This window comes from Adlercreutzia sp. CNCM I-6216 (assembly GCF_977113345.1).
In genome coordinates this window covers 30,538-41,150 of record NZ_CDSBIE010000017.1, presented here as the reverse complement: position 1 = coordinate 41,150, position 10,613 = coordinate 30,538, and the positions used below count along the sequence as shown (strand labels likewise).

The following is a 10,613-nucleotide window of genomic DNA, read 5'->3' as shown; positions in this document are numbered from 1 at the left end:
GTGTAGGGCCAGCAGCGTCGCAATGGCTGTTTTTGCTTGACTGGAATTTGGCTGAACTAGTTTGACTTTAGGTGGCTATTCTCGCCCGACGCTAACACCACCATCGCGCTGCGCGCAATCCGGTCGCGTCATTGCAGGCCCGAGCCGCCAGGAGGTGCCCCTCGTCCATGTACCTCTTGACCTCCTCCGCGGACAGGCAGAAGACGAGATCGTCCGTCTCGTCGCCAGCCACCAATAACTCGGCCACGTCCCAGTCGAGCGAGTCGGCCAGGAATTCCCCGTTGAGCCATCGCCTGACCTCGGAGCTGAACCAGTCCAGAGTGTCAACCCCTTGGACGAACGGCATGTGCGACACGACGTCGCGCGCGAGAAGGAGCACCCTCCCTCCGTCCTGTCGCAATACGATCCATTCGCATGCTGCATCGTCTTCGCAAGTGCCCTTTTTCAGGGACACGGTGCCCTTAGCGGGGTCGTACGCGCTCCCAAACATGATCTCGGACGCGATGCCGGGCGCTGCGCTGAAGCCTTGGTTGGCAAAGTACTTGCAAGCATTCAGAGCTGTTTCCTTGTCGGCCAAGGCAAGGAACGTGAGGAAGAAGCGCAGCGGCTCTCTGTCTTCTCGATTCACGATGGCTCTGTTCAACAGGTTGGCCGCCAGCGCCGGGTCGCTCTCCCGCACCAAAAAGGAGAGGCCGAGGGCAACCTCCGGCTCGTTTTGTTCCAGTATAGATAGATACAGATCCGCTGCCCTGTTGGGATCGTCGGGAATGAGAAGATGGGCCAAATTGCACGGGGCGCACAGCTTGTCCCCGGCCTCCATCGCCTCGACGAAGGTGTCCTTAGCCAGGTCAAGATCCTTACTCGCCCTCACGATCCCGAGCTCGTTGACGACATCGCTGTCGTACTTCACGGCTAGCGATCTCTCAAACAGCTCGATCGCCATTGCCGGGTTCTCGTCCTCAATAAGCCGCGCGAGGGCGCAGGTTGCATACTGCTCGTTGCCCGCCGCTATCGCCATTCTGAATGCTTCCTTGGCCTTTCCGGGGCTTTCTTTTTGTATCAAAATGCCATAACTGTACATTGCTTCACCCTTGAGGTCGGTGTGGAACAACCGTTTATAGAGCTCGACCGCTTTATGCGGATTCTTATCGTGAAGGTAAGTGGCCAAATCTTGAATACGAGAATCCCCATCAAGCTCGTCCGTAGCTATGACATATTTTTCATAAAGCTGCATCGCCCGCTCGCTGCCGTCAGCAATGAGCGGCATGAGGACATCCGACAATTCCGTGTAATTGCCAGCTTTACCCGCAAGCTGCAGCAAATCGAGGGTGCGATCGGGATCGCGGTCCATAATCATCTTCGCGCAACGAATCGGCGCGCTAAACTCGTCCCCCTCCTTAATCGCGCGCTCGTACAACTCCAGGGCCCTCGCAGGGTCCTCGTCGCGCAGCAAATCGGCTAACTTCGTGCAAGTCAATCCTCCGGCACCGGCTTCGACCGCGGCTGCGTAAAGCCCGCGCGCCTTGCCCGGATCCTCTTTCTCGAGGAATTGCGCCAGATCGGCCGCTCCTCTCCCGTCCTGCGTGATCACTGAACGCTCGAAGAATTCCAAGGCCTCCAGAACGCCGTTCTTGATCATCGGCTTGACGTCCTCAAACATCCCCTCAGTGTTGCCGTGTCTCGCCGCCACCGCGAAGAGGTCGAGCGCCCTTTGCGGCTGGCTCTCCCTTAGCAGTCGTCCTAAACACCTGGGAGCATCATAGTTGTCTCCAGAGGACATCGCGGTGGCATACAGCGTCTCGGCCTTCTCGGTGTCCCATTCCTCGACCAACTGGGCCAGCTCTGCGGCTTTCTTTCCATCTGCAGAGACCAAGAGCGCTTCGTACAACCGCACGGCGCATTCCACACCCGATCGAATCAGCGGCCGAAGGTCTTTTTCGAGATATTGACTATTGCCATTGAGGGCGGCCTGCCTGAAAAGACTCACGGCGCGCTTGGGATCGCTCATTCGGATAAGCAGCGCGAGGTTTCTCGGTGCTAGCTTATTGCTTCCCGCCTCGATCGCCTTCATATACAACGACTCGGCCTCTTCGGGATAATCTTCTTCGATGAGAAGGGCGAGATTGTTGGCGGCCATTTTTACTTCGCCGGCATCGATGGCCTTTCTATAGAGCTCAATCGCTGTCTTGGGATCTTCTTTGGAAATCAAATATCCCAGACAACTCGCCGCTGAACCGACATTATCTCCCACCCGAATGGCCTTATCAAAAAGCTTCTTAGCGAGATCAGCGTCTGTGTCCATGCATTCGATTCCGCGCTGGTAGAAGTTCATGCGGCTTTTACACCATGCCGCGAAATCCTCGACTCTCTCGAAGACCCAGTCCGCACCCCAATGTTTGCGCGCGTGCCCCTTGAGGTAGTCGGGGACGCCCCAGAGCGCAAGAGCGCCGTCGATGCCGGCAGACTTGTACGCGATCATGTCCTCACAGGTATTCCCCAGACCCACTATGCGACAGCCTCCAACGTCGTAGTATTTCTTGAGATAGTCCACCACTTCGCAAACGCCACGACGGCAGGGCTTGTAGTAGTTTCTGCGAAAGCCCCCCTCATCCTCATCTTGTGGATAGGTGAACACCGGGAAGGGAATGAGCCCGCGGTGCTCCGGGAATTTAATATTGTCGACCGCTTCGGAAGGAGAAAGCAACTTGTCCATCTGCCATTTCGACCGATTGCTCAGAAGGGCAGTCGGAATGGGAAGCGAGGTGAGCTCCCTAACGCCCTCGTAGACCTTGTAGGGCATAACCGCATGGGCCATGTTCTCCTCGTAGCGCAGATCCCTTATGCCGCTGTCGATGAGCGTTTGGTCTAAGTCGTAGACGATCGCGCCGATCGGGCCATCTGGATCCTGCGACCCGCCCTTCTCGGGAAACGGCTCCCGCAGCTGCCGTGCGTCGGGAAAGAACTCGTACTCGATTCCGCGATCGTACCTCAAGTATGCTTTCACGACCTCGCCCGTAAAAGCCCGAGCATAGGCGAAATTGACGATCCTCCCCCGGAACCCGTTTTCCCTCAGGAACTCGCCCATCGCCCTGAAAGAACTGCCCGTGGTCAGGACGTCGTCAACGACGACGACCAAATCAAGCCTGGCGAGAATTCCCGGATTAGATATCAAAAGGGTCGATTTGTTCTCGGCCACACTGCGCTTTCCTCCCTCCAAATGGAAGGCTCCGCGGCTCTTCCCACGCCGGATGATTCGCGTCAGGTCGACATAGGCGCCGCCGGAGCTGCTCAGCACGTCGCGTACCATCTCGGTCACTCTGTTGATCTTGAGTACGTCACTTGAGGGTATCGTGGCAACGGCGCCCTTGACTGCCTTGCCGCCCGTGTCTTTCCAAACAGCCCTCAGCATTTGTCGGAGATCCTTCTCGTAATAGCTGAGGTTCCCTCCATTGGGCCCCGCGGGCATCTCGCTGTACTTGTAGTAACATTCGGCGTCGCTATCCTTATCCTTCTTCAGTCCCCTCACATAGTGGTAAAGATCCCAGAGCACGCCAGTATTATCGCCAGTGGGATAGAAGTACTTATAGAACACCGGATCGGGCATGCCCTCGAAAAAGATCCGATAGTTGGCGAGCAGGTTGTCGCAGGAATCCCCGACCATCATCGATCACCCTAACCGAACAGATTCAGCTGGCTGTCCCTGCCAAGCGCCGTGCCACCGCTGGCTCCTCTGAAATTCCTTTGACGGTAGGACTCCATGGCGATCTTGAAGTCTTCAATGGTGGAGGCCTCGAATATGGGAAACGCACCGTCCTTGAGGTATTTTACATTCCCGCCGAAGCGCTCGTCGGCGTAAAAGTCCTCGCCCATGCGGCTGCTGTAGTCGAAAACGGCGATGGGGGTGTTCGTACCCTGGGCGTGCTTCATAGCGTGGTTGGTGCCCCCCGCGACGCTCGTCTCGATAGCGATGACACCATCCGAGAGTCCGGGCTGCCACTCATCGCGCGCGACTAGGTTACTCACGAGCTGCTTGTCGTGCAACATGGCGCCGGGCGCGTACTCCGAAACCAACGCGCCACCACCTCCCACGATACGGTCTGCCAGACCCTGGTTCTGCGAGGGGTACACGGGCGCGTCGATCGGCGTGGGCAGCACAGCAATCGTCTTCCCCTCGGCCAGAAGCGCGCCCTCGTGTCCAACGGTGTCGCAGCCCAAAGCAAGCCCACTCACGATCACGTACTCGTCGGCTGCAAGAACCTCCGCGAGCCTCGTCCCCATTCTCTTCCCGAAATCCGTGGGCTCCCGCGTGCCGATTATGGCTACAGCCTTCTCCGCGTTGAGCACGGCGGCATCGCCTCTACAGAACAGGATCGGCGGGTACCTCTTGTTGAGAAGCAAGCGGCGCGGATATGCGCTCATATAGGGGTTCAGGATGCTCGCACCGCAGTCATTCGCGCGTTCGACGATCATATCGGCCACGCCCTCGGCCTCCATCCAAATGGCGTCAGCACGCTCCGCGTTGGCATCCGGCGAATCGATAGGATCGTAAGCCAGGGCCTTGTTGACTGCCCCAACGTTCAGGGCCAATGCGAACTCCCCATCGAGAACTTCCGTCGATTCAACTATCAACCGCTTATCCTCGAGGATCTTCTGAACCGTCCGGGCTCCAACCCCGGGCAGCTCCATAAGCGTCAGAATGAAAGTATTAACGCACCTATCACCTGGCTCTAGTCCAACCATCTCTGTATCTCTCGTTCTCTCCCTCAATCGCTCGCAGGCTCAAAGGCAGTATCGTTCCCTCGGTATCATACCCGAGTCGAGTTGCCATTGCATTACCACAAGCATCTTGTTCTTATCACCCGGCTTTTTCCTGGAATGCGCATTGCGGTCACACACAGAAAGTTCCGAAATTGCACATAACGATGAAGCGCGGTTGCTTGTTGCGCCCGAAACTCTCCGCATAGGCAAGCGCCTGCTCGAACGGCGCGACCATCCTCCCTCCGGGCTCCTCGGGCCTGCTGAGGTCTATGCTCAAGCCCTTCTGCTCAACGAACACCGCCGCATCCGATATGAGGTAGTCTATGAAACCGCCATCAACGGTCCAGTACTCGAATTTTGCATTAAACGAGACGTGCTCCATGCCTATGAGATCGCGCAGAAGCTCCGTCCAGAAAACCTGGGCATCGCCCTTCTCGTAGCCTCTGCCCTTCCACGCTTCGGCAAACTGCCGCGCAGCCTTTACCTTCTCTGATTGTGTCATATTTCAACTTCAATCTTTGATCGAGGGTATAAACCACCAAGAAGCTATTATAGATGCATCACCTTGCCTTGCATTTCTGCTATCTGCATAAGACACAGATTAACGCTTGATCAGGGCTGTAAGTGTCCCGTACAGCATCCGCCAACATGAAAAAAGGCCCTGCCGTAGCTGAGCTGAACCCCGATAGCGGGGTTCAGCTCATTGCTGGCGGCCCAAAGGTAATCGGAGGTCACAAATTAGACACGATTTGCCTATCAGCGAGCGCCCTTCCGACTCTTCTCAATCCACACTCGGAGTCTATCGGTGCTCTCGGTGATCTTATCGAGAACTCCCAGTATCTCGTCCATCTTCTCCTCCTCGTCGGGAGTGAAGGCGTCATCGGCTATGATCTCGTGCAGTGACGTCTCGACATCGTTGATGCGGTCGAAGGCCCCCGCCAGCTCGAAATAAGTTCGGTAGATGTCCTCGGTTCCCAGCCCGGCACCCTTCTTGTAGATCTCCAGTCCGATCGGGCAGACCGTCGAGCAGTGCAGCCACTTGAGCTCGGGGGTCTGGTACACCCTTGCCATATCAAGCACCAAATTAGGCGACGGCGTCCTCTTCCCCGTCTCGAAATCTTTAAGAGACGACGCGCTGATCTTGACGTTCTCCACAGAGAAGGCCGACGCCGCCTTGTCCCTGCTGCTGAACTGCCCGCGTTCGCGGCATTCCCGATACAGCCGCGCTCTCATCTCCCTCGCCAAATCGATGTTTTCCATTCGCTACCACCTTATATATGCCCCATAATGGATAGAAAAGCTATCCATTGGAGCCCAAAATGGGCTGTTTCCGCTCCTCGCTTCATGACCCTCTCCGTCATATTATTTAGTCCGTCGGGAGACCGCGATCCTCGGAGAAGGCAATCCATCTCCTTTCATTTGGGCTGATACCTCCTTTCGAGTAGTTTACACTTCGCGCCATCTCCGCAGGCTCGAACGGCCCCCGACGCAGATCCAGAAATGGCGCCGTCGGACGCGACGCCGGAAAGAGAGGTAGAAATGAAAAAGACAGTACCCCTAGACAAGATCGTCGAGACCGTAGCCTCACTCGGAGTGCCCGGCTTAATGCTCCTGACGGCCCTGGGGGGATCCGGGCTCACCGGTGCAGCTGCGATCACCACAGCTTTGGGCTCCCTGGGGCCCGGCGGTATGATCGGGGGCGTGGCCACTTTGGGCGTCGCGTTGCTTTTAGTGCGAGGAATATCCGAGTTCGGCTTCGACGCAATCCTGTCCAACGTGGTCAAGCAGCTGTACAAGCAGGGCGAGACGAAGGAGACCATCAAGCAGAAAATCGAAGGCTACCACGTGGCCAAATCCCTCCGCTTCAAGCTCGTCGGCATGCTCGATTCGCTCCCTGAAGAAGAGACCGCGAGCCAGGCACTGGCCGTGGCTTAAGAAAATAATTGCTCAAAGAGAAAGGCTATAACATGGCACAGTACAAGGTCAGACTCATCTCCGAAGACGGCGAGGTGCACGAGGAAGACGACCTCTACGATACCGAGGAAGACGCCTACGAATACGGATGCTACCTCAAGAGCTGCTACTTCCAGGGGCAAGAGATCCTGCATATGTCCAACCCAGGAGACAACCCCGAGCCCGACTACGACGAAGAAATAAAAATCGAAGTGGTTGAAGCCTAGCTCCCGCCCGATCGGCCCTTCGCGATTGCTGCCCTCGCTCCTTTACGAGGGCAGCGCTTTTTGCAGCAGGATCGATCCTGCGCGAATCTGTCCCCCAAGCCGAATTCTAGGCCTTGGTAGCTACCGGCGCAGAGCCTCCGTGGCACGCCCCCTCCTGCGCAACAACCAGAGGGCGGCCCTCGCGAAAAGGTCGCCCTCTGTCGGGAAGGGCCTAGGCGGCGCCGGCAAGGCCGCCCGACCTATCGGGAAAAGTCGCTACACCGCGAACACCACGGAGCAGATGCTCAAAAGGATGGCGCCGAACACCAAGGTGAACACCATCATGGGCCAGACGAACCTGAACCAGTGGGACATCTTCATGTCAAGCATCTGCAGCGTCGCCATCACCAGGCCTGTAGGCGCGATGTAGAGCATGGCGTACTGGCCGAACTGGTAGGCCGCCACAATGATCCAGCGGGGGATGCCCACGGTGTCGGCCAAAGGCGCGAAGATGGGCATGGCCAGCACGGCCAGACCGCTGGAGGAGGGCACCACGAAGCCCAGCACGAAGAAGATGAGCAGCAGGCACACCACGAACAGAGGGCCGCTCATGCCGGCCACCAGGTTGGAGGCCGCGTTCAGCATGGTATCGCTGATCATGCCCTCGGTGAGCACATGGTTCACGCCGCGCGCCAGGCCGATGATGAGCGCCACGGGAACCAGGCTGGAAGCGCCGGCACCGAAAGCGTCCACCATCTTCGCCTCCCCCACGCCGTCCTTGCCCGTGCCGCCGATGAACATCACCAGGATGGACAGCGTCACGAATTCTGCGGCCATCTGCGGGAACCACCAACCGAGGTTCATGACGCCCACAATCATGATGATGAAGGCGGCCACGAAGATGACGAGCACGATCTTCTTGCGCAGGCTGAACTCCCGGGCCGCTGCACCGCTTTCATCCAGCTCCCACTGGGCATTGAACTTCTCGCGATCCTCGTAGGAGTAGCTGAATTTCGGGTCGGCCTTCACCTTCTTGGCATACCAATGCAGGTACAGCAGAAACACAATGGCGCCCACGACGAGAGCGAAGGCGCGCACGGCGATGCCCTCGGTGAACACCGTGCCGGCAGCATTTGAGGCAATAACGGCCGAGAAGGGGTTCACCGTAGAGAACGTGGTGCCGATGGATCCGGCCATGAAGATCGCGCCCACGACCACAATGGAGTCGTAGCCGAGCGCGATGAAGATCGGCGCGAGAATCGGGTAGAAGGCCACGGCCTCCTCCTCCAGGCCGCACATGGTGCCGCCGAAGATCATGAACACCGACACGCCGAACACGAGCAGAAACTCGCGGCCCTTGGTCTTCTTCGTGAGGGCGGAAAGGCCGCTTTCGAAGGCGCCCGTCACTTTCACGACGCCGATAAGACCGCCCAGGCACAGGATGAACACCATGACGTCGATGCCGTCGATCACGCCCCAGACCATGGAGTAGGGAATGTCGGCAAGCGACACCGGATGCGGATCGAGCCCTTCATAGGTGCCGGGAATAGACACCGCCTTGGTGATGGCGCCGCTCGTGAACTGGTCGATGCCGATCTTCACGCCCAAGTCGTCGAGCGTCTGCTGGGTGGCGTCAAGCTGGGACACCTCGCCGGTCGGCGTGGTCATCTCCAGCTTGCCGCTCTCGGCATCGTAGAGCAGCTTCGAGTATTGGCCGGCCGGCACGAACCACGTGCAGATGACGGCAATGATGGTCACGATGAACAGAATCGTGAACGCCGAAGGGAAGGAGAACTTGCGCTTCTTCCTTTCCTTTTCGGGCTCGGCGGTCGGGATGGGAACGGCTTCCATGGTTGTCTCGGCCATGATGATCTCCTGTCTGAATCGGGGCGAAACGCCGTGATGCCTTCCCATGGGCCGCCATCGGAATCGCCATCGGAGCCACTGCTTTCGACCGCGAGCCATGGGAGGATGTGATGATCCGAGTGTAGGGGCACGGGCTGCGCGCAGCCAAGGCATAAGCCGGGGATGTTCCTCGAGCGCAGCGGGTATAACTTGGAGATATTGCGAAGACCTCCATCTATACACGGACTAAACCGCAGGTGGAAACATCGCCGTTGCCGATCCGTCAACAAAGCGCCATAGCGGCTCGACGGCCCCCGCCGCGATTCGCTACACTACCGCCAAGCTGGCAAACCACGCCGAGCGAGTCCTGCCGCCGCATCTGCTTTCGAGGAGCACCAATGACCCTGCTGTTCTACTACACGCTTCTCATCATGTTCTTCTACACCATCGTGGCGGCCACGAGCCTGTCGGCCTTTTACGTGTCGCACCGTCGCACGTTCCTGTACGCCACGTTCGGATTCACGTTCTACTTCTTCGATGTCTCCCTCGTCTTTAAAGACAATTTCATCACCCCCGATGCCGTGTTCGAAGCCGCCTCGTTCTACGATGTGGGACACCCTTACACCTCCATCATCACCGGCGGCGGTGCGTTCCTCTTTCTGTGGCTGGCCGCCTGCCGCTACTGCCGGGAAGAACGCCCCGTCGTTCGCTTTGCGCCCGTGGCACTGTGGGCCGCGCTGTCGTTGGCCGCCTATCAGTTCATCGAGAACCCGCAATGGAGGGAGTTCGTCTACTACAACCTGCGCGCTGTGCTACAGCTGGTCTGCTACGGCCTGCTCGCCTGGTGGTACACGCACTCCCCCGACCCCGAGCGGCGCTCCATCATGAAGAGCCACCGCACCGCGTTCTTCTGGGCCATCGGTCTTACCTGCGGCATCATTCTGGAGAACGTGTACGTCCAGCTGATCTTCGATCCCGGCAGCATTCCCCGCGGCATGTGGGTCCTCGCCGAGCGCAGCCCCATGGAGAACCTCCTATTCATCTGCTACGGCCTAGCGGTTCTGCGGGGCGCGTCGGTGTCCCTGCAGCTGCGAGCCCGCGAGCTGCCCGAAGGCGACGATCCTTTGCTCGCGGAGTCCATCGATCGTCTGCTGCCTTTGTATAGCCGCACCTACGACCTCTCCAAACGCGAGGAGGAGGTATTGCGCCACGCGCTCATGGGGAAGGACAACCAGAACATCGCAAGCGCGCTGACGCTTTCCGCCGGCACCGTGAAGGTGCACATGCACAACATCCTGAAGAAGACCGGCCACGCCAACCGCGCCGAGCTGGCTGCCGACTTCTGGGAGCGCTGAGCAAAGGTCTTTCGCGAGGTTTTTGCTACATCTCGAGAACATGACCCCAAAGGGCCACATATTGTGTTAGAATTCCGTTTCGCTAACTAGATATAGTGAACCTGCGAGGCATTAACCGAACCGCAAACGACAAGGAGCCCACCATGGAGAACAAGATGATCGACGGCGTGAAGGTGGCCGTGAACTACGCCCAAGCCAGCGATGCCCCCGTATCCGACGACGAGATCAAGGCCTACATCAAGCGCGCCTACGACAAGTACCCCCATGGTCAGCTGGAGTCGCTGACGCTGGATGTCGATGGCGAGGACGTGGGCATCCACTACGGCCTCGCGCCGGTGAAGTTCGACCGCATCCGCCGCATCACCGGCTATCTCGTGGGTACGCTCGACCGCTTCAACGACGCCAAGCGCGCCGAGGAGCACGACCGCGTCAAGCACGAGGTTCCCGCCTGCTGCAAGTAACCTGGCTTTTTCAACCCATAAAGAAGGGCCGTTGC

9 protein-coding genes are annotated in these 10,613 nt (G+C 58.4%); 4 read left to right on the top strand and 5 right to left on the bottom strand.

What is annotated here, in order from left to right:
• Positions 1-91: 91 nt before the first annotated feature.
• The 4 genes from ACYVRU_RS11335 to ACYVRU_RS11320 form a co-directional block, all read right to left on the bottom strand.
• Positions 92-3,664 (bottom strand): hypothetical protein, encoded by a 3,573-nt coding sequence (locus ACYVRU_RS11335; protein WP_461186159.1) that lies wholly within the window; start codon positions 3,662-3,664, stop codon positions 92-94.
• A gap of 8 nt (positions 3,665-3,672) precedes the next feature.
• Positions 3,673-4,740, bottom strand: a complete 1,068-nt coding sequence (locus ACYVRU_RS11330; RefSeq protein WP_114540164.1) for a DNA-processing protein DprA — start codon at positions 4,738-4,740, stop codon at positions 3,673-3,675.
• Between the two features lie 148 nt (positions 4,741-4,888).
• Positions 4,889-5,260 (bottom strand): type IIL restriction-modification enzyme MmeI, encoded by a 372-nt coding sequence (locus ACYVRU_RS11325; protein WP_114540165.1) that lies wholly within the window; start codon positions 5,258-5,260, stop codon positions 4,889-4,891.
• Between the two features lie 254 nt (positions 5,261-5,514).
• Entirely contained in the window at positions 5,515-6,018 is a 504-nt protein-coding gene (locus ACYVRU_RS11320) for a helix-turn-helix domain-containing protein (protein WP_114540166.1), read from the bottom strand.
• Positions 6,019-6,297: 279 nt separating this feature from the next.
• Here ACYVRU_RS11320 and ACYVRU_RS11315 point away from each other — a divergent pair, with 279 nt between their 5' ends.
• Together ACYVRU_RS11315 and ACYVRU_RS11310 are read left to right on the top strand one after the other, a co-directional pair.
• The gene (locus ACYVRU_RS11315) at positions 6,298-6,693 is read left to right on the top strand and encodes a hypothetical protein (RefSeq protein ID WP_114540167.1); all 396 of its coding nucleotides are present in this window, start codon (positions 6,298-6,300) and stop codon (positions 6,691-6,693) included.
• A 32-nt stretch (positions 6,694-6,725) separates the two neighbouring features.
• Positions 6,726-6,938, top strand: a complete 213-nt coding sequence (locus tag ACYVRU_RS11310; protein WP_114540168.1) for a hypothetical protein — start codon at positions 6,726-6,728, stop codon at positions 6,936-6,938.
• Between the two features lie 255 nt (positions 6,939-7,193).
• On the opposite strand, the gene ACYVRU_RS11305 is transcribed toward ACYVRU_RS11310, so the two are convergent.
• Positions 7,194-8,783 carry a YfcC family protein gene (locus ACYVRU_RS11305; protein ID WP_330037209.1) on the bottom strand — a complete coding sequence of 530 codons (1,590 nt, stop codon included), beginning with the start codon at positions 8,781-8,783 and terminating at the stop codon, positions 7,194-7,196.
• Positions 8,784-9,160: 377 nt separating this feature from the next.
• Between ACYVRU_RS11305 and ACYVRU_RS11300 the strand changes: the two genes are divergently transcribed.
• Together ACYVRU_RS11300 and nrdD are read left to right on the top strand one after the other, a co-directional pair.
• Positions 9,161-10,117 carry a response regulator transcription factor gene (locus tag ACYVRU_RS11300; RefSeq protein WP_278572501.1) on the top strand — a complete coding sequence of 319 codons (957 nt, stop codon included), beginning with the start codon at positions 9,161-9,163 and terminating at the stop codon, positions 10,115-10,117.
• A gap of 143 nt (positions 10,118-10,260) precedes the next feature.
• The gene (gene nrdD / locus ACYVRU_RS11295; RefSeq protein WP_022739078.1) at positions 10,261-10,578 is read left to right on the top strand and encodes an anaerobic ribonucleoside-triphosphate reductase; all 318 of its coding nucleotides are present in this window, start codon (positions 10,261-10,263) and stop codon (positions 10,576-10,578) included.
• Positions 10,579-10,613: the final 35 nt, after the last annotated feature.

Coding starts and splice junctions, on each gene's coding strand:
- ACYVRU_RS11335 (WP_461186159.1), bottom strand. CDS start 3,664: ATGATGGTCGGGGATTCCTGCGACAACCTGCTCGCCAACTATCGGATC.
- ACYVRU_RS11330 (WP_114540164.1), bottom strand. CDS start 4,740: ATGGTTGGACTAGAGCCAGGTGATAGGTGCGTTAATACTTTCATTCTG.
- ACYVRU_RS11325 (WP_114540165.1), bottom strand. CDS start 5,260: ATGACACAATCAGAGAAGGTAAAGGCTGCGCGGCAGTTTGCCGAAGCG.
- ACYVRU_RS11320 (WP_114540166.1), bottom strand. CDS start 6,018: ATGGAAAACATCGATTTGGCGAGGGAGATGAGAGCGCGGCTGTATCGG.
- ACYVRU_RS11315 (WP_114540167.1), top strand. CDS start 6,298: ATGAAAAAGACAGTACCCCTAGACAAGATCGTCGAGACCGTAGCCTCA.
- ACYVRU_RS11310 (WP_114540168.1), top strand. CDS start 6,726: ATGGCACAGTACAAGGTCAGACTCATCTCCGAAGACGGCGAGGTGCAC.
- ACYVRU_RS11305 (WP_330037209.1), bottom strand. CDS start 8,783: ATGGCCGAGACAACCATGGAAGCCGTTCCCATCCCGACCGCCGAGCCC.
- ACYVRU_RS11300 (WP_278572501.1), top strand. CDS start 9,161: ATGACCCTGCTGTTCTACTACACGCTTCTCATCATGTTCTTCTACACC.
- nrdD (WP_022739078.1), top strand. CDS start 10,261: ATGGAGAACAAGATGATCGACGGCGTGAAGGTGGCCGTGAACTACGCC.